General features: G+C 49.1%; 23 protein-coding genes and 1 pseudogene. 7 read left to right on the top strand and 17 right to left on the bottom strand.

Annotation, left to right across the window (positions count from 1 at the left end; all coding sequences use genetic code 11):
• Window positions 1-142 precede the first annotated feature (142 nt).
• From BWK47_RS02935 to BWK47_RS02925, 3 genes are all read right to left on the bottom strand, one after another.
• Window positions 143-409: a hypothetical protein gene (locus BWK47_RS02935; RefSeq protein ID WP_237269763.1), complete on the bottom strand. Its 267-nt coding sequence runs from the start codon at window positions 407-409 to the stop codon at window positions 143-145.
• Between the two features lie 102 nt (window positions 410-511).
• A complete protein-coding gene (locus BWK47_RS02930) occupies window positions 512-865 on the bottom strand; it encodes a hypothetical protein (RefSeq protein ID WP_162327500.1) in 354 nt (117 codons plus the stop codon).
• 131 nt (window positions 866-996) lie between these two features.
• Window positions 997-1,353 (bottom strand): STAS domain-containing protein, encoded by a 357-nt coding sequence (locus tag BWK47_RS02925; protein ID WP_162327499.1) that lies wholly within the window; start codon window positions 1,351-1,353, stop codon window positions 997-999.
• Window positions 1,354-1,617: 264 nt separating this feature from the next.
• Here BWK47_RS02925 and BWK47_RS02920 point away from each other — a divergent pair, with 264 nt between their 5' ends.
• Window positions 1,618-2,055, top strand: coding sequence for a DUF1036 domain-containing protein (locus BWK47_RS02920; RefSeq protein ID WP_162327498.1), 438 nt, complete (start codon window positions 1,618-1,620; stop codon window positions 2,053-2,055).
• Here BWK47_RS02920 and ccmS read toward each other — a convergent pair.
• The 7 genes and pseudogenes from ccmS to BWK47_RS02885 form a co-directional block, all read right to left on the bottom strand.
• On the bottom strand, window positions 2,052-2,480 hold the full coding sequence (gene ccmS, locus BWK47_RS02915) for a beta-carboxysome assembly chaperone CcmS (protein ID WP_162327497.1): 429 nt from the start codon (window positions 2,478-2,480) through the stop codon (window positions 2,052-2,054). The genes BWK47_RS02920 and ccmS overlap by 4 nt on opposite strands.
• A gap of 23 nt (window positions 2,481-2,503) precedes the next feature.
• Window positions 2,504-3,520 carry an N-acetylmuramoyl-L-alanine amidase gene (locus BWK47_RS02910; RefSeq protein ID WP_162327496.1) on the bottom strand — a complete coding sequence of 339 codons (1,017 nt, stop codon included), beginning with the start codon at window positions 3,518-3,520 and terminating at the stop codon, window positions 2,504-2,506.
• Between the two features lie 57 nt (window positions 3,521-3,577).
• On the bottom strand, window positions 3,578-4,219 hold the full coding sequence (locus tag BWK47_RS02905; protein WP_010871759.1) for a response regulator transcription factor: 642 nt from the start codon (window positions 4,217-4,219) through the stop codon (window positions 3,578-3,580).
• Window positions 4,220-4,498: 279 nt separating this feature from the next.
• The gene (locus BWK47_RS02900) at window positions 4,499-6,274 is read right to left on the bottom strand and encodes an iron uptake porin (protein ID WP_162327495.1); all 1,776 of its coding nucleotides are present in this window, start codon (window positions 6,272-6,274) and stop codon (window positions 4,499-4,501) included.
• A gap of 572 nt (window positions 6,275-6,846) precedes the next feature.
• Window positions 6,847-7,281 (bottom strand): hypothetical protein, encoded by a 435-nt coding sequence (locus BWK47_RS02895; RefSeq protein WP_020861472.1) that lies wholly within the window; start codon window positions 7,279-7,281, stop codon window positions 6,847-6,849.
• On the bottom strand, window positions 7,281-7,865 hold the full coding sequence (locus BWK47_RS02890; RefSeq protein WP_162327493.1) for a GNAT family N-acetyltransferase: 585 nt from the start codon (window positions 7,863-7,865) through the stop codon (window positions 7,281-7,283). Before BWK47_RS02890 ends, BWK47_RS02895 begins: the two co-directional genes overlap by 1 nt.
• A gap of 253 nt (window positions 7,866-8,118) precedes the next feature.
• Window positions 8,119-8,698 (bottom strand): annotated as a pseudogene (locus tag BWK47_RS02885) (IS1 family transposase).
• 273 nt (window positions 8,699-8,971) lie between these two features.
• Here BWK47_RS02885 and BWK47_RS02880 point away from each other — a divergent pair.
• The 5 genes from BWK47_RS02880 (at window position 8,972) to BWK47_RS02855 (ending at window position 16,708) form a co-directional block, all read left to right on the top strand.
• The gene (locus tag BWK47_RS02880; protein WP_162327492.1) at window positions 8,972-11,101 is read left to right on the top strand and encodes a ComEC/Rec2 family competence protein; all 2,130 of its coding nucleotides are present in this window, start codon (window positions 8,972-8,974) and stop codon (window positions 11,099-11,101) included.
• Between the two features lie 182 nt (window positions 11,102-11,283).
• Window positions 11,284-11,655: an IS1 family transposase gene (locus tag BWK47_RS02875; RefSeq protein ID WP_257793038.1), complete on the top strand. Its 372-nt coding sequence runs from the start codon at window positions 11,284-11,286 to the stop codon at window positions 11,653-11,655.
• 236 nt (window positions 11,656-11,891) lie between these two features.
• The gene (gene glyA / locus BWK47_RS02865) at window positions 11,892-13,175 is read left to right on the top strand and encodes a serine hydroxymethyltransferase (protein ID WP_162327491.1); all 1,284 of its coding nucleotides are present in this window, start codon (window positions 11,892-11,894) and stop codon (window positions 13,173-13,175) included.
• A gap of 185 nt (window positions 13,176-13,360) precedes the next feature.
• Complete coding sequence (gene dnaK / locus BWK47_RS02860; RefSeq protein ID WP_162327490.1) at window positions 13,361-15,676, top strand: molecular chaperone DnaK; 2,316 nt, start codon at window positions 13,361-13,363, stop codon at window positions 15,674-15,676.
• Window positions 15,677-15,784: 108 nt separating this feature from the next.
• Window positions 15,785-16,708 carry a J domain-containing protein gene (locus BWK47_RS02855; RefSeq protein ID WP_162327489.1) on the top strand — a complete coding sequence of 308 codons (924 nt, stop codon included), beginning with the start codon at window positions 15,785-15,787 and terminating at the stop codon, window positions 16,706-16,708.
• Here BWK47_RS02855 and BWK47_RS02850 read toward each other — a convergent pair.
• A complete protein-coding gene (locus BWK47_RS02850; protein ID WP_162327488.1) occupies window positions 16,705-17,556 on the bottom strand; it encodes an alpha/beta fold hydrolase in 852 nt (283 codons plus the stop codon). The genes BWK47_RS02855 and BWK47_RS02850 overlap by 4 nt on opposite strands.
• A gap of 131 nt (window positions 17,557-17,687) precedes the next feature.
• Here BWK47_RS02850 and BWK47_RS02845 point away from each other — a divergent pair, with 131 nt between their 5' ends.
• Window positions 17,688-18,134, top strand: coding sequence for a hypothetical protein (locus tag BWK47_RS02845; protein ID WP_162327487.1), 447 nt, complete (start codon window positions 17,688-17,690; stop codon window positions 18,132-18,134).
• Here the strand turns inward: BWK47_RS02845 and BWK47_RS02840 are convergent.
• The 6 genes from BWK47_RS02840 to BWK47_RS02815 all read right to left on the bottom strand — a co-directional run.
• Complete coding sequence (locus tag BWK47_RS02840; protein ID WP_162327486.1) at window positions 18,131-19,027, bottom strand: hypothetical protein; 897 nt, start codon at window positions 19,025-19,027, stop codon at window positions 18,131-18,133. The two genes, BWK47_RS02845 and BWK47_RS02840, sit on opposite strands and share 4 nt — an antisense overlap.
• A gap of 343 nt (window positions 19,028-19,370) precedes the next feature.
• A complete protein-coding gene (locus BWK47_RS02835; protein ID WP_162327485.1) occupies window positions 19,371-20,120 on the bottom strand; it encodes a phycobilisome rod-core linker polypeptide in 750 nt (249 codons plus the stop codon).
• Window positions 20,121-20,306: 186 nt separating this feature from the next.
• Window positions 20,307-20,885, bottom strand: coding sequence for a phycobiliprotein lyase (locus BWK47_RS02830; RefSeq protein ID WP_010871746.1), 579 nt, complete (start codon window positions 20,883-20,885; stop codon window positions 20,307-20,309).
• An 82-nt stretch (window positions 20,886-20,967) separates the two neighbouring features.
• Window positions 20,968-22,164, bottom strand: coding sequence for a tetratricopeptide repeat protein (locus BWK47_RS02825; protein ID WP_162327484.1), 1,197 nt, complete (start codon window positions 22,162-22,164; stop codon window positions 20,968-20,970).
• A 213-nt stretch (window positions 22,165-22,377) separates the two neighbouring features.
• On the bottom strand, window positions 22,378-23,361 hold the full coding sequence (locus BWK47_RS02820; protein ID WP_162327483.1) for a PhoH family protein: 984 nt from the start codon (window positions 23,359-23,361) through the stop codon (window positions 22,378-22,380).
• 131 nt (window positions 23,362-23,492) lie between these two features.
• A partial coding sequence (locus tag BWK47_RS02815; RefSeq protein WP_204250458.1) for a cadherin domain-containing protein occupies window positions 23,493-24,629 on the bottom strand: 1,137 nt, incomplete at its 5' end.

The following is a 24,629-nucleotide window of genomic DNA, read 5'->3' as shown; positions in this document are numbered from 1 at the left end:
ATTCAAGAACAAGGAGATGAAAAGGAGAAGGCTCGTGTACAACAGATGACCCTTTTTCCTATCTAGATACCCCGCAGCTTGCTGCGATTGGGTCTTTCATTGCTAATTGGGCTAGCTATGCCCTTGTCAGGGAAACCAAAAGTCACAAAAAAGGAATCAAAGTCCGAAAAAATTTCCTCACCCTCAACAAAAACACCAGATGGCGAATTCTGGGACTAAGTTGGGGCGGATTAGGATTTTCTGCTAGGGCTTCCATTAATTCCGTGTATTCTGTTGCGGTCAAGGGTTCTCCATCCACTGGCGATCGCCCTTCAAGGATGATTTCCGTGCGTAAAATTTCTTCGGGAATATCATCTGGGGGCGGCAAGGTTGGAGATTGGGCCCAACCAGGGTCCAAGGAGAAAACCATGGGACTGGAAGTCGACAACAGAAGCAATAGGGCCCAATGCCCTGGTCTGCCGCACCGTAGTTGTTCACATTGCCCCGAACCTACCATAACTACACTGTTCCCCTACTTGAAGCGGACTTTACTGTGGAGCCAATTAGTGAGCAAGCTAGGGCAATTGGCCACAAACCAACGAAATAGCAATATTTTGGCAATGGGCTTTGGTACCCCAACAATGGACTTCAGAAAGCGATTGAGGGGGGGGAAGGGAAACTTTTTATTGATTATATTGATGGCACCAATGTCGTAGAGGGAGTCAAAAATCAATTTAACGGTGGCTTCCTCCCGAATAAACATATCCTGCAACAGTAGCTCCGTATCGTGGAGTTTTTCTTGCTTAAACTTTTCCTCTGCAGCTAATCTCGGGCACAGGGGGGGAGTGGGACGAACAGTGATGGCTTTGCTTTTCGGGGAAGACACGATGGCAAAAAAATAACAATGAACCGGGCGGATTACCTAGATTTTAGTCCCCAAAGTCCATGCAACCCCAGCGACCCTGATAAAAATTGACCAGGGAGGCAAATCCAGCTTCTCTTATTAGTTCCGAAGTTCTAGGCGGCCAGGGCAGGTTTTTCCCCGTTGGCCAGGGCGACTTCCGGGTTGCTATAGATGGGAAAAACTCGATTTAGTTGGGTCAACTCAAAAATGATTTTCAGTTCTGGGGAAACCCCACTTAACAGCAAGGTTCTCTTGTGGCTTTGGAGTTCTTTGTAGGTGTTAACCAAGACCAGCAAAATAGCGCTGTCAAGGAAGTCCACCTGGCTGAAATCAATCACCACCACCGGACTGGAGGTAGTGGCTAACCAGCTTGCTAAATCAGCTTGGAAAGCTTGGGTGACAGCGGCACTCAATGTGCCTTGGGGATAGAAAACATCCCTCGTCACAATCTGGGGGTTAAACGACATCATGCTGACTCCTCACACAAAAGAAAAAAAGGCAACGGCAAAACTGGCCTCAACTCTAGTAATTTAGGCGATCGCCGTCAATTATGTCGATGTGGTGACTATTTTGTGTTTTGGGAGCGACAATTTCCGTATTGTCCGTTACGGCCTGTTTAGTTTAATACCGAAAAACTATTTATCTCCAGGGTAACCCCATCCCTAGCCGTGGGCAAAGCCAGCCTAGTTCTAGTAAGATTGGCGTTAACAATTTCTGTGGTTTGAGGAGTTTTTATGGTTAATAAAGGGTTATGGTCTGCGGCGGTGATGGTACTAGGATCCGTCTTGGTAGGCAGTGTTTTTGCCCCAACCCCGGCGATCGCCGGAAAAAGCTGCAATTATCTCAACACCAACTTATTCATGGCCCAGGGCTACGAAAATCCCAATGGGATTTGGGTGAGTGAAGGTTGGTGGGTGGTGGAACCAGGGGAGTGCGTTGTTTACTCCGACAGTGCCTTTACCTACTTCAAAATTAGCGATGGGGTGGCTCCGAACCGCAAAGCCATTGCTGAGATGGCAGGTAGTGAGTCCATCAAACTATGCCAAGTCAATGACCGCTTCACCGTATTTCAATCGGACAGTGGTGCTGTGTGCCGCAATGCCGGGGGCAATAATCAAACATTTATCAACCCAGGCGCCAACCTAGAATTGATTGAGTCCACTAGTCCCTAGGCTAGTTTTTCCTGGAGGGTCTTTTCCAGCCTGTGTTTGAGTTCCTCAATGGTCAGTCCCAATGCGGCAAAACAACTGGCGGGGTCGGGAATTGGTTGGAAAAAGAGCAGTTTGAATTGGGTGGGGCCAATAACAAAAATGGCCACTTCTGTTCTCGGGTCATAACCGTACAAAATTCCCACCATTTCTTGGATGCGGCCGTTCACCTGGTCATTGAGTTGGGCGATCGCCTGGGGAGCACAGCTAATGAAATGGGCTTGGGGATGGAGGTCCAAACCTAAATACTGTTCTTTGGCTGGCCATTGTTGATAAAACGCCCAGGCCAAGGCCCCTAGGGCGGTTTGTTCCTCCTTGGTGAACTGGTCTAGTCGGTAACGCCAGGGATGTTGGCCGTCGTCGGGAAGTACGGGGTCGGGGGAAAACATTCGACTGTGGTCGGGGGGTGAACTTACTTCAAATACTGTACGATACCGGCGGCGATCGCCTCAGCCATTTGCTGTTGAAAGCGGGGATTACTAAGATTGCGACTATCTTGACTCCCCGTGACAAAACCCACCTCCACTAGGGTAGAAGGCATGGAAGTACGGCGCAACACATAAAATCTAGCCTGGCGCACCCGGCGATCGCGTACATTAAGCCGTTGTAGGATACTGCGATGAATGGTTTGGGCTAAGGAACGCCCCGTTTGGAAATAATAGGTTTCCACCCCATTGACTTCCGGCCGCCCCAACCCAATGGAGTTCGCATGGATACTAACAAAAATGTCCGCCCGGGCTGCCGCTGCCCTCTGCACCCGACCCTGCAGAGAAACAAATATATCACTGTTACGGGTCATCACCACTTCAATGCCCTGTTTTTCCAACTCCCTAGCCACCCCCCTGGTAATGGCCAACACCACATCCTTTTCTCGGATGCCCCGTTGCCCGATCGCCCCTGGATCCTGACCGCCATGGCCCGCATCTAGAACCACCGTAAAACGTCGTAGGGGCCTGGGGGCTGGGGCTGGCACATTAACCGCCACCGTTTCCTGGGGCAAACTATATTCCGAAGGTTGGAGGATGGTGGGTAGCCGGGCATACCAACGATTGGGTGCTAACCCCCGCACCTGCACTTCCCAGGGCTTGACCGTGAAAGGTTCCGTCAATTCCAAGACAATGCGAGTCGAATTATTATTCCATCGACCAACCCTTGCTTCTTTAACATACTGGGTAAGGGGCTTATAAATGGTAGGGCCCCGGTGTTCGATACCTGGTAAATCCACCACCACCCTGGTGGGGTTTCGCAGCACATTTACCTGGGGTCTGACATCTTCATCGGTAATGATGTCCAGACGACTATCTCGCAGATCAAATTTCCAATATTCCAAGGAGCCAGCCCAGACCGGCAGGGCCAGGGCCGGGAGACTCAGCAAGCTGGCACAAATTAGACCCAGACTTTTCGGCAGGGAACAGGAAAAGTAGTTCATGAATATGTTGTTTTTCTAATTGGTGCTGGCCCACTAGAAAACCAGTGGCAAAGAACCTCAAGCAATACTTTTTTGGATCGCCCAACGGGCTAACTCGGTGCGGTTGTGTAATCCTGTCTTGTTTAACATATTCGACACATGACTTTCGACAGTGCGCTGACTGACTTTTAAGTGGTCGGCAATTTCCCGGTTGGCCAATCCCTGGGCTACCAATTGAATCACCTTGGTTTCAGTGGGGGTGAGTTCCACGTCCCTGGCCACCTGCACCCGAGCATTGTCTTCCAGGGGATGATTATTGTGTTGCAATAGGCGATCAGCTTGACGGAGACAAGATTGCACTTGGGCGGCCAGTTCCTCCGGTTCAAAGGGTTTAGCCATATAAATATCCGCTCCCACGTTGAGTCCTTTCACCCGATTGTGGCTTTGGCCTTTGGCAGAAAGAAACATCACCGGAATCCAACTAATATCCGGGTTTTGGCGCACCTGCTCGATGAAGGCGTAGCCATCCATCTCCGGCATCATGATGTCACAAACAATCATATCGGGCACTGTAGTTGTCAGCAGGTCCAGAGCTTCACGACCGTTCCCAGCGGTGGTGACTTGGTAACCCTGATATTCCAAATAATCCTTGACCAAAAGGAGTAGATTGGGATCGTCGTCCACCAACAATAAATGATAATTTTCTTTAGATTGGCTCATGGCGATTAATTTTTGCAGGTTAACCAGGTTGACCTTGGCGATCGGGGGTAAAACTAGGGTTTATCTAAGAATTTTTCCGACTACCATCATCCCTAAATAATCCTAACCGACGAACTGTACCGTCTAAATAGTTTTGCCGGATATGGAGTTTTTCATCCCACCAGCAGGCGATCGCCGAGATTAGTATTGAAAAAACCCCCAGCAATAAAGTGGGGGCTAAATATCTGGAAGTTACTGGTGTGAGTATTGGTTTTACCCCAACAAAGTTCCTAGAACTTGCTAGAACTTGAAGGTGGTGCGGAGTACACCAACCCAAATGGCACTGTTGTTGCTGTTGGCTTCGGGGCTAAGAATTACGTAAGCACCAGGGGTAATTTGGATGTTTTTGTTCACAGGGAACTGGTATTGAGCCTCGATGATATAGGGGGAGTTGCGGTCATTGCTAATGCGATCGCCGCTCAAGCTACCAACGTAGGGAGCATAGGGCATCAAACCACCACTCAGGGACAACACCGCCCCCTCTTTGAACACATCAATGACGGACAGAGCTGCATTCCACGTCCAGAGGTCAGCGCCTAAACCATCACGGTTTTGGGGATTACCACCGGTGTTGAAACCTTGGGCCGTGGCATTGGCGTAACCAAACCAACCGGAAAGATTAAACTTGTCGGTGATCTGCCAGGTAGCTTGGAGGTTATAGGTATCCATGGTGGTAGCCGCCTGGTAAAAGGGATTACTAGCAATGCGGCTACCGGTGCTGCCGGTCAGGTTAACATCCCCTTGGCTGTAGTATTTGTGCAAGTAAGAAATACCAAAGCTGAAGTTGTCGACTGGCTTGATGTCAAATTGAATCCCAGTGCTATAGCTGCCATTAAAGAAGCCATTACCACTACGGAAGGTATTGCCTCCACTAGTGAAAACATCATCGGAGGGGGTGCTAGCCTGGGCGGTGTCAGCCAAGTAAGCAGCACTGACGGTGAAAACGTCATTGAATTTATAACGCAAAGCTCCACCAGTCCCCTCAGGACCCCGGTTTACAAAGGGATTATAGCGGCTAAAGCGACTCACCGCCCCGGTATCACCACTCTCTAGGTAGGGATTGTAGGTTTTAAATACGTCATCCAGAGCCAAGCCGACCCCCCCAATCCAGGTGGTAAGGTTACCCATGGGGAAGCGATAGAACAACTTGTTAATGTCAACGTTATTGTCCGGGCTGGAACCGTCAAAGGAAAGACGGGCCATGTTGGTGCCAGTGGGGCCAGACAAGTTGGGCACACTACCAGCCTGCAAACGGGTACGTAGTAAGTCCTTACCAGTAAAACTAGTGTCAAAGTTTAAACGAACCCGACTGGAGAGGGTGGCATTCTCTTCTACCGGAGCCGGAGCGGCAGCGCCGAAGTTGTCAATGTTGTCCTGTTGCCGCCAATCCACGGCTTTATCACCGCCCCACTGGTCAACCAAGGCAAAAACGGCGACCCCGTTCAGCTTGGTGGTAGTGGAAAATTGATGGTCTTCCAGGAAAGAAGTGCGGACTTCCAGGTTATCAATGCGAGCGCCAAGGGCAGCCAATTCCGCTTCAAACTCTTGCATCAAGCGCTTGAGTTTATCAATATCCTCCCGTAGGACCGCTACATTCTCCTGGATTAAACGTTCCATCACGTTCATACAAGCATTCAAACCAGCGGCAAATTCCCAACGGGAAAGGGCCCGATCGCCGCGGAAAGTCCGGTCAGGATAACCAACAATACAACCGTAGCGTTCTACTAAACTTTTTAATGCTTCATAGGCCCAGGCGGTGGGTTGCACATCCCGCAACTCGGACACACTAGTTACCTGGGACATGTCGGTGATATCTGGGGTAGCCGCATTGAAGGTACCGGCATTCTGACGACGACGCATCAGTTCCAGACTGTCACCCTGATTACTAATTCTAGGGAAATCTCCAGGGGTGGCCAATTCACCTGTGGACTGGGCCATGGCGCCGGGAACAATAGCCAAGGAGCTACCTAGGGCCAACGGAAATAATTTCAGTAAATGACTGGTCAACTTATTCATAACAAAGGGATCCTCACACCGATTACATTAATCAAGCCAGGCACAACCGATAAATTGAATAGCAGTTGAAACTTGGATTATTGACCTGATTCTTGATCAGCGAAGACCAAGAAATTCCTCAGTGAGAATTCTAGCACCTATTTTGAACAATTCCAAGGGCACCGACTAAAAGCTATGCAAAAAACGTATAATCTCGACAGAGAAGGGCTTTGGCTGACCAATTTACCTAGTTTGAGCCATCGCTCCCTCTAGAATTCCGCCCCAAGTTTGGTAATTGCATATCTGCTACGATGTTATTCATAAAATATTTTTATAAGTGACCCGCACCATTAAACTTTGCTTAACGGATCCTTAACCTTTACTTAACTTTTAGTTGTTGCTCAAAAAATATTTGCCAGCAAACTATACCTAATACTCCGGGAAAAGTTATCCAGTTGATTAACATTTATAGGTCAGAGATTTTGTTGACCGACCAACATTTTGGGCAACGGCCTAATCCTAATAATCGGGAAATCATCATCATTATTTCCATTGACAGGCAAGCAAATAAACTGTCTCAGGCTGAAAAGGAGCTAAAACACTGTTGCATTGGTGCGGGCACTCCGTACCGTAGAAGGTAAAACCCCCACTAAAGTTGCCACCGCAGAATCCGGCAAAAGCGCCACCGTGGCATCATCAAACCAATTTTCTAGCTGATTTAAAATCACCTGGGCCCTTTCCATGGCGATGGGATTATCAACAATTTGTTTGATTAACACAGTCCACTGTCGGCGAATTAGATAAGCCTTGATTTGCTCTGCGGAGGATGGAGGAGTTAACCAAGCAAGGTTACCCACCGGGTAACAAAAGGTCACATCTTGGTCTAAATCTCCTCCCACGAACGCCCCTGGCCCAGCAAATTCAGCATGGTAGGGCTTCACTAAAATAACCCCATTGCGACGACGGGGGTTGATCACTAGGGATTGTTTGTTTTGGATCTGCTCCAGTAAGGCTTCGGCGGAAGTCATTAGGAGGTTTGGTGGACAGGGGTAGGACAAAGAATTTCCGTGGTCAGAATCTTTTCCCATAGTAACCGTCGGGGTTTCTGCCATAGCCAAGCCCGCCAACTCCATTCTGCTTCTTGATAAATGAATCCCAAGGTTTGGTAGAGATTTTGGGCGCCCAAATTATTTTCCATCACATGGAGACTAAGGCGACGGCACTGCCACTGGTCGGCAATGGATTCACATTTTTGGATTAATTGCTTGGCGATCCCTAGGCGGCGATGTTGGGGGCTCACGGCTAGGTTAGAAATGTAGGCAGTGGTTTTGGGGCGGGTGAACCAGTGTTTGAGGGAAACTTCAGCGGTGCCAAGTATTTCTCCGTTATCTGAATTAACCGCAATGAGGCAATGGTAGGCATTATCGCCATGGCGCATGCGTAGCCTCAGATCTTCTGTGATGCCCAGGCGCAAAAAAGGATAGCTCCACATCAACCAGTTTTGGGGGGGATGGAAACTTTTAATTAGGAGATTGGCCAGGGGCGGAATATCTTCCACTGTAGCCGCACGAATTGCAACGGAGAGGAGAGGAGAAGGGGTTGACTTGACCATTCAGGCGGAGTAAGGAGAAATACCGTTCCCGGAATTATACAAAAATTTTTTTACTCCGAGGAGACTGGGCTCCATTTGCAGTTTGCTGACGGGCCATGGTCAGATATTTAAACGTTGACATACCATATTACCCATGGCTCAAACCAGAAGCTTTACGACGGTTTTCGGTAAAATACCTAAGAGCTTTCTTAGCGGGGATAAAGTTTGCCCTCATTCAGTTTTTCCCTGTTCCTTGCCGGGAATTTAGAGAGTTTCAAGAAAGTAATGAAAAGCGCCAGTTGTGTAGTGGTTCTATGCTAGCATTGACCTTGAGTTTGGCAAATATTGCCGTGGTGATATCAACCATGTGGGCTGACCTGGAGACGACTTTCGTGCGGCGATGAAATCTAACAAATCAATGGCGATTATCTGAGTTGTTTCTCTCAATTCCTACTGTTTCTCTTTTGCTAATCCCATGAAACGTATCGCGATGTTCTTCAGCAGTTATTGATAGGGCCTCCAGTCAGAAGAAAATGCCACAGTTCGTCTAATTCCACTACGATTGCTGAGTCTGGAGCCGGTTTCTCGTAGTTTGCTTCGCCAAAATCCCTAATCCAGTTGAGCACTGACTGAGTAGAAACTCCCAATAGTTTTGCTGTAGCATTCATTGACATACAACTCATGTACAGTAAGACCGCTTCTAGTTTCATCCAGAGAGGTTTACCTTTTTCCTTGGAGAGATTGGTGAATTGATATTGGCAACTCTTACACTTGAATCGTTGCTTACCCTTGACAAAGCCATTTTTGACAACATTCCCATGACCACATTGAGTACAGTGACAGTGTGTAGGTATCTTTGTAAAATCTCATTACCTAATATTCTCTATCATGCCATATCATTATCTATTTGAAACTCTCCCATGCTATAGTACTGATGATGGTTCCTTAAGCTTCAGCTATTGATACAGTAAATTTTGAATCACCTTGATACCGATAAAACTGTTATAACAATTATTTTGCCAGGGTTTTACTGTGACCCCCAAATACCGTAACCACTGTAAAAAGTTGTCTCTCCTTACTTCCCCTTGTCAGGAAAATTTTCGGATACTTGATGTGGAGTTAAACTGATGCGTTTCCATCCCCTGGCCTTGATTTGTCTCAGCTTTATTCTGGGATTGTTGGGGACGGGGCTTGATGTTGATTTTTTCAATCTTAATCAATTGATTGTGCTGGCTGGGCTGTGGTTTTTTGCTACGGCGATCGCCATTATTTTTCTGCCCTTAGTTTGGCGACGGGGCCCGACTAGATGGCAATGGTTACTGGCGGGAATAATTGCGTTGCTGGCCAGTTATTACGCCCTTTGGCGCATTCCCCAGCCTGGTTTAACTGACATTAGCCGCCTTCTAGATCCTCCGGCCAAAAGCTTTCAGACCATCACGGCGATCGGTACATTGAAGGCTGGAGGGAGAGAAAACGCCCAAGGGCAACAACAATTTTGGCTCAAGGTAGAGCAGCTGCAACGGCCGCCCGAAAAAGAATTTCGGCCCCGTTCTGGCACTGTTTACCTGACTTTGCCCATGGGAGAACAACCCTGGCAACAATGCCAGCAAATACGGGTTACAGGTTTGCTGTACCGTCCCAGTACCCCCCAGAATCCGGGGGCCTTTAATTTTGCTCAATATTTGGCCCGTCAGGGTATTTTTGCCGGGTTAAGAGGAGAAACGGCGACTCTAGTGGGGGAAAATTTTTGCGGTCTCAATCCCCTGCGACAAAGAATTGTCAACGCCCAGACAGCCTGGTTACCAGTCCAGGGGCAAGGGCAATGGCCCGGCTTGCTAATTAGTTCCATTGTCTTAGGCGCCAAATCGGTTAATTTGCCCACGGAATTACGCAATCTTTTCCAAGCGGTGGGGCTTTCCCATTTCCTGGCCGCCTCTGGTTATCAAGTTTCCCTACTGGTGGGGACTGTATTGCTCCTGGGCAAAAAGGCCGGTGTCAGTTCTAAATTGGCGATCGCCGTCGGGCTAATTACCCTGGCATTTTACCTGGGCTTAACAGGGCTGGAACCTTCAGTAATTCGGGCTAGTTTACTCTGGGTGGGGGTAATGGCGGCCCTGGCCAGCGAAGAAAAATTAAACACCGTGGGGGCGTTATTGCTCATTGCCACAGTGATGCTATTGGTTAACCCCGTCTGGAGCCAAGCGTTGGGCTTTCAACTCAGTTTTTTAGCCACTTTAGGCATTGTGGTGATGGTGCCTCCCTTACAGCAACGGCTGGATTTTTTGCCAGGAAAAATTGCCGGCGTGATAGCAGTGCCCTTAGCAGCAAGTGTTTGGACTACACCCATACTTCTGCAACAATTTGGCTATTTTATCCCTGCTGCCTTACCCCTTAATATTCTAATTACCCCTTTGTTAACCCTGTTGAGCTTGGGGGGAATGGTCAGTGCCCTATGTGCGCTCATTTTTCCCCCCCTGGGTAGTGCCACTGGTTGGTTGCTAGCTTTCCCTGCCCGTTGGTTAATGGCGATCGCCGACCAATTTCAACAATTACCCACCGTGGCAGTGGGGGAAGTGGGCTTAGGACAAGTGGTCATAATGTACGGCGCTTTTTGTTTGATCTGGGCCTTTCCCTGGTGGCGACGGCGTTGGGGTTGGGTTGCCACATTTTTACTGGGCACCATTATTTTACCCCTGATTTTTAGCCTGCAAACTAGGGTGGAATTGACCATTTTTGATAGTAAAGAATTTCCTGTCATTGTGGCCCAGAGTCCAGGCGCAGTAACCACCATTACTAGGGCGGAGGATCAATCTACACCAAGATTGTTAGCTCCCTTCCTAGCTCAAAAGGGCATTAATCAAGTTGACTGTAAACTAACCATCACCCCCGCCATAATTGGTCAACCGCTACCGCCTTCCTGCGCCCATCTGAGTTGGGTAGCCATCAGCCCAGGGATTTTGCAACTGGAATTTGCTCAAAAACGCTGGTGGATTTTTCTACAAGTTCCCCAGAAAGATCAAACTGCTTTGAAGTTGCCGCTGGATCAACGACCCCAAATTATCATCTGGGTTGGTCAGTTTTTTCCCTACAGTTGGTTGGATAGTTTACGACCTCCCACGGCGATCGCCATTGCACCTTATGTAAGCAAAGATTTGGAGCAAGCAATAGGAAAATATCGAGGTCAATTGTGGGTCACGGGACAGGGAGCTATTCAATGGAATCCACGCGAGAGCTTTAATTCTTCGGTTAATTTTTGAACTATGCTTTGTAATTCAAACCGGAGTTTTGCACTGCCGAAGTTATCGCTCTTCTATTATCGTAGGTAGAATAAAGCAAAGGTACTGTTATCAGTGTTATCTATGTAGTGAAAATTCAAAAAAGATGAGAGCCAGGACATAAATAGTATCTCTGAGCTATTTAGGTTGCTTTTGTATGAAATTTGGATATAGTAAAAACCACTGGGCTTTTCACCATTCAGTTGATTGATCGTGATAGTCAAACCCTGAGTCGTTTGCTGGAGAGACTGGTAAAGTGGAAAGTTACCGTGTACTACACCGATAACTGGAGGCCCTATCAACAACTACTGGATGAACATCCCGATGTGTTTCATGGGATTAGCAAAAGAGAAACAGTAGGAATTGAGAGAAACAACTCAGATAATCGCCATTGGTTTGCTAGATTTCATCGCCGCACGAAAGTTGTCTCCAGGTCAGCCTACATGGTGGATATCACCATGGCAATATTTGCCAAATTCAGGGTCAATGGTAACATAGAACCACTACACAACTGGCGCCTCTCATTACTTTCTTGAAACTCTTGACAATTTCTTCCCAGACGGAAACTGTACTCAGGTAGACTTCATTGTCCGGATCTCGAATATCTTTTGACAACTCAGTGTCACAACTGCTTCACGCTCCGTAACAGGTGGCTTTGTAGATATCACACTCTGAAAGACGGGGTTTTAGACCCGGTTTTCCGATAAACTTAATAAATACTCAAGAAGCGCGGTGCTTTCCGCCCCTAGCACTGTTTACAGGAAGATAAGACGTGAATCAAACCAACCTCGATTTTTTAGCCACCAGCGACCCCGCCCTTGCGGCCATCATTGACCGGGAATTGCAACGGCAACGCACCCACATTGAACTAATTGCCAGCGAGAATTTCACCTCAGCGGCGGTGATGGCGGCCCAGGGTTCCGTCTTAACCAATAAATATGCCGAAGGTCTGCCCGGTAAACGCTACTACGGCGGTTGTGAATTTGTAGACCAGGCGGAAACGCTAGCCATCAGTCGAGTCAAAGAGTTATTTGGGGCTGCCCACGCCAACGTCCAACCCCACTCCGGTGCCCAGGCCAATTTTGCCGTATTTTTAACCCTGCTCCAGCCCGGCGACACCATTATGGGCATGGACCTTTCCCACGGCGGCCATTTAACCCACGGTTCCCCTGTCAACGTTTCTGGTAAATGGTTCGAAGTGGCCCACTACGGTGTGGAAAAGGAAACGGGTCGGTTAGATTACGACAAAATCCGCCAACAGGCTCTTGAAGTTAAACCCAAACTGTTGATTTGTGGCTACTCTGCCTATCCCCGACAAATCGAGTTCGATAAATTCCGGGCGATCGCCGACGAAGTGGGAGCATACCTAATGGCAGACATTGCCCACATTGCCGGTTTAGTGGCTTCAGGACACCATCCCAGCCCCCTGCCCTATTGTGACGTGGTCACCACCACCACCCATAAAACCCTGCGGGGTCCCCGGGGTGGTTTGATCATGACCAATAATGAGGAATTAGGCAAAAAGTTCGACAAGTCTGTCTTTCCTGGCACCCAGGGCGGCCCTTTGGAGCACGTCATTGCCGCTAAAGCGGTGGCCTTTGGGGAAGCGCTGAAACCAGAATTTAAGGTTTATTCTGGCCAGGTAATCGCCAACGCCCAAGCCATGGCCGACCAGTTACAAAAACGGGGCTTTGACCTGGTATCCGGCGGCACCGATAACCATTTAATGTTGGTAGACCTGCGCTCCATCGCCATGACCGGCAAAGTGGGCGATCAACTGTTGGGAGAAATCAACATCACCGCCAACAAAAACACGGTGCCCTTTGACCCCGAATCTCCCTTTGTCACCAGTGGTTTGCGCCTGGGCTCCCCTGCCATGACCACCCGGGGTATGCAGGAAGACGAATTCCGCACCATTGCCAACATCATTGTCGATCGCCTGTTGTCCCCGGAAGATGAAGGCGTAAAAGCGGATTGTCTGCGCCGGGTCAGTGAACTCTGTGCTGGTTTCCCCCTCTATGATCATCTCCGCATTCCCGTAGCGGCGATCGCCTAGGTTGAATTAATATCGTTCCCCAATCTGCTAATTTGTCTGTAAAATCCTGGCCCATTGGTTGGGGTTTTATGGTCTAGGTTGAAGTTTGCCCAGGGTCCCGCCCCAAACTCCTATAATGGTTGGGCAAGTGCCTAGTGTTAACGAGTATTAACCGCTCTGCAAATTTTGGGAGCAAAGAAAACAACATGGGAAAAGTCGTCGGAATTGACCTTGGAACTACCAATTCAGTTGTGGCCGTCATGGAAGGCGGCAAACCCATTGTCATCGCCAATGCGGAAGGGATGCGTACTACCCCCTCCGTGGTGGGGTTCAACAAAGAAGGGGAATTGGTGGTGGGTCAGATGGGCCGGCGGCAAGCGGTGCTCAATCCCCAAAATACTTTCTATGGCGTCAAACGTTTTATGGGGAGGCGTTACGCTGATTTAACTCCAGAATCTAAACGAGTAGCCTACACCATCCGGCGGGATGACCGGGATAACATTAAAGTGCGTTGTCCCCGGCTGAAAAAAGACTTTGCCCCGGAAGAAATTTCCGCCATGATTTTGCGGAAGTTGGCCGAAGAAGCCAGCCGCTACCTGGGGGAAAAAGTCACCGGAGCTGTGATTACTGTGCCTGCCTACTTTAATGATTCCCAACGGCAAGCCACTAGAGATGCGGGGAAAATTGCCGGGCTGGAAGTGCTACGGATTATCAACGAACCCACAGCCGCTTCCTTGGCCTACGGCTTAGACCAGGGGCGGATACAAAAAATCTTGGTGTTTGACCTAGGGGGCGGCACCTTTGATGTTTCTGTGTTGGAAGTGGGGGATGGCATTTTTGAAGTTAAGGCCACCAGCGGTGATACCCAGTTGGGGGGCAACGATTTCGATCGCCGCATTGTGGATTGGCTAGCAGAAAAGTTTTTAGAAGCGGAGAAAGTGGATTTACGGCAGGATCGCCAGGCTTTACAGAGGTTAACCGAAGCGGCGGAAAAGGCCAAAATTGAACTTTCTGGGGTCGGCACTACGGAAATTAATTTACCCTTCATCACCGCTACGGAAGATGGTCCCAAGCATTTGGAAACTCAGTTAAGCCGTTCGGAATTTGAAGATTTATGTGGAGATTTAGTTACTCGTCTGCAAAGACCCGTTAAACGGGTGCTGAAAGATGCGGGCTTGAGTCCGGTACAAATCGATGAAGTGGTGCTAGTGGGAGGTGGCACCCGTATGCCCATGGTCAAAGGCCTTGTCCGTAGTTTCATTGACCGGGAACCCAACGAAAACGTCAACCCCGATGAAGTAGTGGCGATCGGAGCGGCAATCCAGGCGGGCATTTTGGACGGGGAAGTGAAAGATATCTTACTGCTGGATGTAACCCCCCTTTCCTTTGGGTTGGAAACCATTGGCGGCGTAATGAAAAAATTATTGCCCCGCAACACCACCATTCCAGTGCGGAAATCGGACATTTTTTCCACCGGGGAAAATAATCAAACCGTAGTGGAAATCCACGTGCTCCAAGGGGAACGGGAAATGGCCAGCGATAATATTTCCCTCGGCCGTTTCAAACTGAGCGGTATTCCGCCGGCTCCCAGGGGAGTACCCCAGGTGCAAGTGTCCTTCGACATTGACGCCAACGGTATTTTGCAGGTGACCGCGAGGGACAAAACCACCGGCCGGGAGCAAAGCATTACAGTCCAAGGGGCTTCCATCCTCAGTGAAGGGGAAGTCAATCGCATGATCCAAGAGGCGGAAACCTTTGCCGCCCAGGACCGGGAACGGCGGGAACGCATTGAAAAACGCAACAGTGCTAAGGCATTAACGGATCAGGCTCAACGGCGGCTCAAGGAAGTTACCCTGGATTTCGGCAGTGCGTTCACCGTGTCCTACCGTCGTCAAGTGGATGCGTTGTGCAGTGAAATTTTAGACAGTCTGGAAAAAGATGATGAGCGTCGGTTAGACCGGGCCCAGGCAGATTTGCAGGATGTGTTGTACGAGTTAAATCGGGAAGTGCGTCTGCAGTATGACGACAAGGAAGAAGGCTTTTTCGAAGCGATTAAGAAAACCTTCACCGGCGATTTCGATGACGATGATGATTACTACAACCGTCGCCCTGCTCCCAGGGATGATTATCGGGGAGGTAATGACTACGGTCGCTATGACGATTACAACTACAACGCCCCTTCCCGTCGAGAGGCACCCATGCCCAGGGCTGGCGCTGGCCGGGGCCCTTCCTTGAGCAAAGATTACCGTTCCACCGCCTATGCTGATTGGGACCAGTCCAGGGTCACCAGACAACGACCTTACCAAGGAGAGAGTTTAGGGGGTACCTACGACGATCGCCGTTCTAGCCCCCAGGATGATTACTCCAGAGGCGATCGCCAGAAGGATTACGATTATCGGGAAAATGCCCCCAGTCGTTCTGGTCGGGGAGGCAATGGCCGCTATGGGGAACGGCCTGCCCAGCCCGGTCGCAATGCCCCATTACAAAACGGTTGGGATGATGACGATGATGATTGGTTCTAATGTCAAAAGTTCGTTGACCAAAGACGGTAAAAACCGTTGATGATTTACCCCCGTAACCTCGACCTGAGTTAGTTTGAGTGGATTGAGCGAGTATTTTCTGGCAACCCTATGGAACAAGTGCGGAATTATTATCAAATTTTGGGAGTTCCCCGCAATGCCACCGCTGAAGAGATTAAAAAGTCTTTTCGGAAGCTAGCTCGTCAGTATCATCCTGATGTTAACCCCAACGATAAAACAGCGGAAGAGAAATTTAAAGATATTAACGAAGCCTACGATGTCCTTTCCGATGAAACCAAGCGCCGGGAATTAGATGGTCGTTTATTTGGCCGATTCCGCCGTCCCCCCACCAGTCGTTTTAGCCCCAATAGTAACGGTGGGCGATCGCCTAACGGAACAAGTGTCAATGGCCAAGTTCGTACCCCCACTGGGCGCACTGGAACCCGTCAGCCGGCGCAGTCATGGCAAGATTTTAGTGAAACTAGACGCACGAAAGTGGTGTCCCCCGCCCGCCCTGTGCCCAGGGATGTGGAAGCCAATTTGACCCTGCCGTTGGAAAAAGCCTACCGGGGAGGCAAGGAAAGAATTCGTTTGGAAGATGGCCGTTCTTTGGAGGTGGAAATGCCTGGGGGCATGGGGGATGGGCAACGGATTCGCCTCAAGCAACAGGGCATTAATGGGGGCGATCTATATCTAAAAATCAACCTTTCTCCCCACCCGTTATTTACTCTCCAGGGGACGGACATTGCTTGCCAGGTGCCCGTGACTCCCAGTGAAGCCATTTTGGGGGGCGCTATTGAGGTGATGACCATTGACGGCCTGGTGAAAATGACTGTGCCAGCGGGTTTAAAAAATGGTCAAAAACTACGTTTGGCCAAAAAGGGCTTTCCCAACAACCAAGGCGATCGGGGAGACCAGTTAGTGGAAATTCGGGTGGAAATTCCCCCGGAACCCAGCCCAGAGGAATTGGAGCTTTACCGTAGAGTTCGGGAAAAGGAAACTTTTAATCCCCGGCAAAAGTTCTTTGCTTTTTAAGCAATTTGTTTACGGAAAAAGGTCTGTAGGGCTGTCCCGACTTCCTGGGGAAAATGCTCCTGGGGATAGTGTTTTGCTTCCGATAATTTGATTAATTCTAGATGACTAACTCCCTGGACTAACTGTTCAATGGGTTCCACCGATAACCATTTATCCGCCGTTCCCCAGATAAAGCAGGTGGGTTTTTGCCATTCTGTGCGTAGGCGATCGCCAATTTTTGTCAGAGCATTAGTGGTGGGCAAATTCTTAGTGACAGCCATTAAAGCCCGACCGGCGGCGGAAGTTTTTAGCCACGGTTTACGGTAAATGTCGAGTTTTTCGTCACTGATGACAAAACCACTGCCCCCTTCCAAGGTGCGGTCGATAATTAGCGGATCTTGGGTGACCATATCCCCCACCAAAGGAATGGCCCATTGGCGCATGGGCCAAGGTAAGGACACTGGAGGCACAACGGGGGTATTTAGGATAGCAAGCCGTTCAATCTGGTCTGGGTGATTGAGGGCGTATTCGATGCCCGCTGTGGCTAAAAATCCCTGCACTACTAAGAATATTTTTTCCAATTCTAAAGACTGAAAAAATTCCCCCAAAGCCTGTTCATAGGCCGCCGTAGTATAAGCAAAATCCCGTTTATCCAAGATGTCCGAAAAGCCAAACCCCAACCAATCCGGGGCGATCGCCGTTAACCCCTTTTCCGCCAACAGAGGCATTACCCCAGTCCAACATAAACTTTGACTTGGTAAACCGTGTAACAGCACAACGGGAGGATTGTTAGGGGGTTGGGGCGGCTGAATCTGGCGGTAAAACCAGTGGAACTGTCCCACCTCAAGGGTCTGTTCGGAAATTTTCACGGAGGTTTGCTATCCTATGGAATCAATTCTGGGCCATTAATTGTCCCATTTCCTGTGCCCATCCCCCACCGCCAGGCTAACCATAATCCTGTCCTGGCCAACGGTTACCCTTCCAGCAGGAGACATTGCCAATGAATGCGGCAGAACAAGCCATTGGACTCGCTACTACTACCAAAATCGCCGCCGTGGTGAACCTCTTTAAGGCTCAATTTCCCGACGCTAGGGCCGACCTAGCCCCTTGGCAAGGCGATCGCCAGACCCAAGCCCAGGTGGACCCCCACTCCATCGACATTGGCTTCCATTTACCGGGTTGGAGTCCCCGTTACCAGAGCCGCAGTATTCTGGTGCAAATTCGCTTCCATCCTGATCCCACGGAAAAATCCCCAAAAATTATTGGCATTGAAACCGTTGGAATAAATCACCAAGGGCAAGCCTGGAGACTTTCCACGGTGGACAACTGGCAGGTGGTGGGTAAATATCTCCCCGCCCAGGACATTGGGGAAAAACTACGCCAATTCACCCGCCAAGCCTTTGAGCTTTTTCAGCTTCCAGACCACCACCCCGGTGCTCTTTCCTAGCGCATGGATTGTACACCGCTCCAACTGCGGCTGATCCGTTTCCCGTAGGCAATGACTGTAGGAGCTTTCGCTGGTTGAACTTCCCCATCTAAAGCGACGCTGACCAAAGAATTTTCATCCTCTTCTTGGTCAAAATGGCTTACTTGAAAAAGTACCTGACTGGGATTGTTCTCATGCCAACCCAAGAGAGTTGCGCTGGATTCCGTGGTGTTCTGGGCCATGGCACTAAGGGTACGGATGGAACCTTTTTGCCAAACAACGCCATAATCGCTAATGTCAGAAGAATTAAATGCCCCTTCCATTTGCCGGGCCAACAGGCGATCGCCGTCCTCGGACCAAGAAGCTGGCAAAAGAATCGAAATTACCCCGGCCATTTCTGGGCTATCTTCCCCTACCCTTTGCAAATAGCTGGCAATAGGGGAGTTTGCCCGCACTACCTGCAGCTTGCCCGTAGCTAAATTTTCAATGAACATTACCCCCAACACTTTGGACTCGTAGGAATTGGGTTCCGCCCGCACTTCAATGCGACTGTAAGCTGCATACTGTCCAGAGGGAGACACCAAAGCCGGACTGCGGTAGTAGCGCAACCCTGACTGTTGTTGTTCGGCGTAATCCTGCTGGGTACGTACAATCCAACTCCATGGCACTGGATAAGGACTGTCTAAGGGATCCACCTCCCGGGTATCAGTCACATTAAGCAAAAAATCATCATCGGGAATCCCCACCGGAGCAAAGAGTTGAACGCCATCCAACAGTAAAGGTTGGGGTTGATTCGGAGTTAAATTGGCGGCGAGGGGGGAATTCGCTAAGGCGGGGGTAGCAGTGGCGGCAATCATCAGCATGGCGGCGAGGGGAAGGCGGGAACGCAGAGCACGGCAAATAGGGGCAATCATGGGGACTCCACTCTGGGGAAATTACTACCTCAACCAACATCAAGCCCTAGGTTCGGTGAGGAGTTGGTATTGGGGGCAAGTATAGGTTTTTAGTCTGGGATTATGGGCAGAGGTTCCATAATTGTTAGAAGACTTCACAATTTCCGCTAAATTGCCCTCCCGTCATAGTTCAATCAAGTATTTATACTCAGATCCTCGCCCCAAAAATAGCCAAAAAAAAGGGACTAGCAAACAGTCCCAGCGAAACAATTATTTGATTTTTCAGTTTAATTTTCAGGACGGAAAAATCAGTAACTATCCACGCTAGGAATGCACTAATCCTTCAACCCTCTGACCTTAGTGCCTAGCGACGGGGCACAGAAGCTTCGATGTTGATATTTTGGGCGGAAACCTTGGGAATGGTGTTGGCGGCAGGGTTGATACTGCGGGCCATGCCCAAGAAGTTCATCGGATTGCCAGCGGTGAGCTTTTTCTCCTGGGGAATAAAGCGACGCACTTCGTTCTGCCAAACGATTTGGGGGAAGCCCAATTGGCGACGGTGGTAGGCATCGTACCGGGGAGATTTGATGTTAAAGGGCAATTCACCCGCTTCCCGACCAGGAAGGTTGCGACGACGTTGGTAGGGCACCGTGTCATAGCCAAAGTTGTTGAGGTACTCGTCGCTGTTGAGCAAATCGTCAATTAATCCTTGATAGCCCTTGGTGGCGACCACAATGGACCAAGCAATTTTTTCCCGTTCGCTGTAAACGTCCCGCCCTAAAATCTTCTGTACACAGTGCTCAACGAAGCGGTAGTTACTATTCTTTTCGTAGAAGCTATTGCGGAAGGTGTTGGAAAGCAACAAGCCCCGCACAAAATCTCGTACAGTAATTTGGCCGTTACGCAGTTGGGACTCAAGGACTTTTTCTCGGTCCCACTTAAACGCATGGAAAAAGATTTGACGATAGGCCGCCTCGATTAGGTTATCCATATCGCTGCTGGAGAGGATGTTTTCCGTGGTGAAAACAACAGGCTTCTCTTCAGAGCCAACTTCATAACCTTCTACCCTCACATTTTGACTTTTGGGGGCGTAGTTCAATAGGGGAAGAGCCAAGTGTAAACCTCCGTGATCTTAAAGAAGAGCTTGATAATTAGTTAGTTTAAATAATAAGGGGGAAGGGTCCTAATCGTTGGCAAATATTACAATTTATTACAATTATCGCCCTTCCATTCAGGGTTAGCCAATTCCTCAGATGGCTTGGCAGGGCGATCGAGCTCCCCATACTGGAACCAAACGGGGCTACCAGCCACAAAATTGTTCGTAGGCAGGGGCAGGGGAAGCAGACACGGTGTTTTCCTCTTTGACCCGCATTTCCGTACAGTAGGTGGCGGTATTGAATCCCCCAAACCTTTGCACAGTACTGGTTCTAAGGCGCATATCCGGGTTGGCAAACCAGAACCGTTCAATGGTGGTCATGGTCTCATACTCCGTCACTAGCACCAGGGCTTCCTCTTCGTCGATGTGATAGCGACCGGCAATGGGGACAATTTCCGCATAGCCCCTCTCCCGCAGTAGTAGTCCCTGTTGGGGATTGTCTTCGTCGGGAATGAGGGCAAATACAGTTGTTCCTTCATGGTTTTCATCCTCTTTATCCCAGGCCATGGCGCTTTCCCAGCGGACGAAGGCTCCCCCCACGGCTTTGGCTGGGTCGCAGTCGTGCATTTCACAAATCTCGACAATTTTTTGATCATCAGCACCCAGAGCTTCAACAAAAATTTCCGAGGTGCCGGTTTCTGCCCGACGGAAGGCGAGGTGATGGGTGGTACGTTGCGATCGCCAGTTGCCGGAACTATTGCGAAAGAATTCCATTGCATCCACGGTGATTAACTCCTGAAAACTGAAAAGGGTAAAAATAGGTTGTTGAAAGTTGGTCAGCAAGCATTGGTCTGGCTAACTTCCACTAGAGATTATCCAGCTTTTCTTGGGTCCGGTCACTGCCAGCGGTGTTGCCCTGGGCCTGGTAAAGTTTTTTCGCTTCCCCAAAGGATTTTTTGGCCAAGTCAATTTTTTCGTCCACAGCGTAGGCTTCCCCCAGCAGGTAATAAAAATCAGCGTTACTGGGTTGGAGGCGGGTTAAATCACGGAAAACCCAAACAGCTTCGGCAGGATTGTCCAATTCCAAATACATCCGACCAGTGCCAATTTTAGCGGCGATCGCCGTGGGTTCATTGCGGAGAGCTTGTTTATAGGCATCCAGGGCTCCGGCAAAATTTCCCTCCCGTTCCAGTAGTTCTGCCCAGGTAAGGTAGAGGGAAAAACTACGCCAATCTGGATTGAGCCTAGGTTCTAACACTCTGCGGGCTGCCACCAGATCACCCTGGGCCAGATAAGCTTTACCCAGTTGTAAGGTTAGTTCAGAACGGTTAGGAAATAATCTAAGGGCCTGATTGTTGAACGTGATTAACTGTTCATACTCACTGCTCTGGAGCAGGGCTGCCCCCATCATCACCGCCGCTTCTTCATTGTCCGATTGCAAACGATGAATTTCGTTATACAGTTGACGCACCCGGTTGTAGTCTCCCTGCTGGAGCATGATAATCCCCAGGGCAAGGCGGTATTTAACTGACTGACGGGAACTGGGGCCTAAACTGATGGCGGTGGCATAGGCGCTGGCAGCTTCGTTTAACAATCCTTGGCGGGCGTAACTAAAGCCCAAACCGTCGTAATAGTCGGGATTGTTGGGATTTACCCGCAGAGCCTGCTGAAAACTCCGGCTAGCCTCGGCAAATTGTCCCTGGCGGGCGTAGAGATAACCCATGCTGCCAAACAGTTCTGCGTTTTCCCCGTCCAACATGGCCGCCTGTTGGTAAATGGCGATCGCCTGGGGAAAATTACCGTTATCCACATAGGCCTTGCCTTGGCGCAGTAGCTCATTGAACTGTCTTCTATCGTCGGTCGCTGACCGTTGAGCCAGGAGGGGGGTAACGTCAGGAAGATTACTGGGATTAGTTTGGCTAGGAGACTGGGCCGAGACAGCGGCACCGAATAATAGAGGAATTAGACCGCCTCCTATCAATATCTGTTTTCCTGACCAGAGGTAGCGTAAATTCATCGAAAAACTAGTGGTGAAACTCCGCCCCAAGGGACGGCTTGGCATTTGCTTAACTTTGTTTAATCTTGCTTTAGACAAAAAAAGCCTAGAGGCGGTTCATTCGCCCTAGATTTCACTCCACACCACATCGGCGATCGTCCTGCCAATGGCCACGGATCCACGCCCGCATTAGTGTACATCAAAGTTTTACTTCTGGGAAAATTCCCCTAGGGAGAGCCCTGCCCTAACTCGGAAAAACCCTTGGGGATCAAGCCTTTACTAGGAACGCTTCGGGGCTGGAGGACTGGTATTTTCAGAACGTTCGTAGGCTTCCACAATTCTTTGCACCAAGGGATGGCGCACCACATCCGCTTGATTGAGATAGCAAAAAGCTACCCCTTCCACATCCTTAAGAATGGTTTGGGCCACTTGCAGTCCTGATTTTTGGTAATTGGGTAAATCGGTTTGGGTTATGTCGCCGGTCACAATCATTTTCGAGCCAAAACCCAGGCGAGTTAAAACCATTTTCAGTTGGGCTGGGGTGGTATTTTGGGCCTCGTCCACAATCACAAAGGCATTGGTCAATGTTCTGCCCCGCATATAGGCCAAGGGAGCTACCTCAATTTTGCCCCGCTCCATCAAGTCAGGAATTTTTTCCGGTTCAATAAATTCATAGAGGGCATCGTAGAGGGGTCGTAAAAACGGATCAACTTTTTGTTGCAAATCCCCCGGCAGAAAACCTAATTTTTCCCCTGCTTCCACTGCCGGCCTAGTCAAAATCAGGCGATCGCATTCATTGTTTAGCAGCGCTTGGACCGCAAGCACCGCCGCCAAAAAAGTTTTCCCTGTGCCCGCTGGGCCAATGCAAAACGTCACATCGTGCTTTTGGATTGCCTTGATATATTGCCGTTGCCGGAACGTTTTCGCCCGGACAATTTCCCCCCGGCGGGTTTTGGCCAACACTGTTTTTTGTAAAGCTTGGTATTCTTCTTGTTTGCCCGTATCCAACGCATGGAAAGCCGTCATCAAGTCTGGACGGGAAATAGCTTTGGCACTCTGCCAGTAGGGAGCAAGGGATTGGAGCACTGCCATCACCCTGGCCACGGCTTTTTCGGTGCCGACCACCATCAGTTCTTGCCCCCGCAGAATCAACTTTGCGCCGGTGTGGTGGGCCAAATAGGTTAAGTTATCTTCTCCGCTTCCTGCTAAGGCGATCGCACTTTCCGGGCTGGGCAATGGCAGGGTAGCGGTGGTTTGGGACATAAAGGGGACAACTCAGGAAGGGTTTGAGTCGAGTATATGGCCTAGGTGACGGACCCTGCCATCCTTCCCCACTGACTCGGCGTTTTATCCAAAAAATAGACCATTGCCAGTACCATCCAACGAATAGTAGTCTAAAGACTAATGCCAAAAAGGCTTTCAACGGTGGCTATTTCAGTGGAATTGGGGGTAAAAACATTGGAAGAAAGCCAATTCCAATTATTGTCTGTTCGCCAAATTCCAATTTCTCCGGTGTCAGAATTTTGCCATAAAACTCGGTTGATGTTTTCAATCCTTTCTGCTGCCAACGCTTGCCAACTACCAAACTGATTCTCGAATGGTTGCCCTAAAAATTTAAGAGGAGTAACTGGGTCATCCCCGGGCTGAACATAGTAAGCACCAAAAATTCCTTCCAGGAGGTCGACCACACCTTGATTTTCTAAAACAGTGTATTGATCGCCAATGAGAGAATCTCCGTTAATGTCCGTCCCAAATAATAATTCGGTATTAAAAGTTCTTGATGATTTCACTTGCCATGTGTCAGAAGAAATCCAGTTCCAATTATTATCAGTCAGCCATACACCAACTTCTTCAGTAACTTGATTGTACCAAAGCACTTGATTGGAGCCATCAACAGTTTCTGTGTCTAAGATTTCCCAGTTTACAGATTGATCAGTAGAGAATGGTTGATTCTGAAACAAAAGAGCTTGGCGAGTATTATCTAAAAATTGAGCGAAGAAAAAGCCATTTTCAATAACAGCAACATTGTCATCTAAGATTTCTAATGCGATTTGTTGTTCAGTAACTGGATTAACGCCATCGTCAGCAGTAACAGTGAATTTATAACTGGATTGGATTTCAAAGTCTGGGTCTTTGGTTAAGGTGACTTCCCCAGTGATTGGATTAATACTAAATTGGTCAGCATCATTCCCTGGTTTCAAGCCAAAGGTTACTCCGGCACTTATGTCAGCATCATCTGTGGCAGTGACTTGGTAAATTACTTGATTCGCACCACTGTTTTCGGCGATCGCCTTTGCTGTATTTCCCGATGTAATAGTTGGGGCTATTTCATCTAGGTCAATTATGGCTAAACTAACAACTTGCTCCGTGACAGGATTCACACCATCGCTGGCAGTGACAGTGAATTTATAACTTGATTGGGTTTCAAAGTCTGGATTGCCAATTAACTCAGCTTCTCCAGTAGCGGCATTGATGGTAAATGAGTTAGCATCTTCTCCTGGTTTTAAGCCGAAGGTTACTCCTGCACTTAT

It is taken from the genome of Synechocystis sp. CACIAM 05 (assembly GCF_010222815.1).
Classification (GTDB): Bacteria; Cyanobacteriota; Cyanobacteriia; order Cyanobacteriales; family Microcystaceae; genus Synechocystis.
This window is presented reverse-complemented; position numbering and strand designations above follow the sequence as displayed.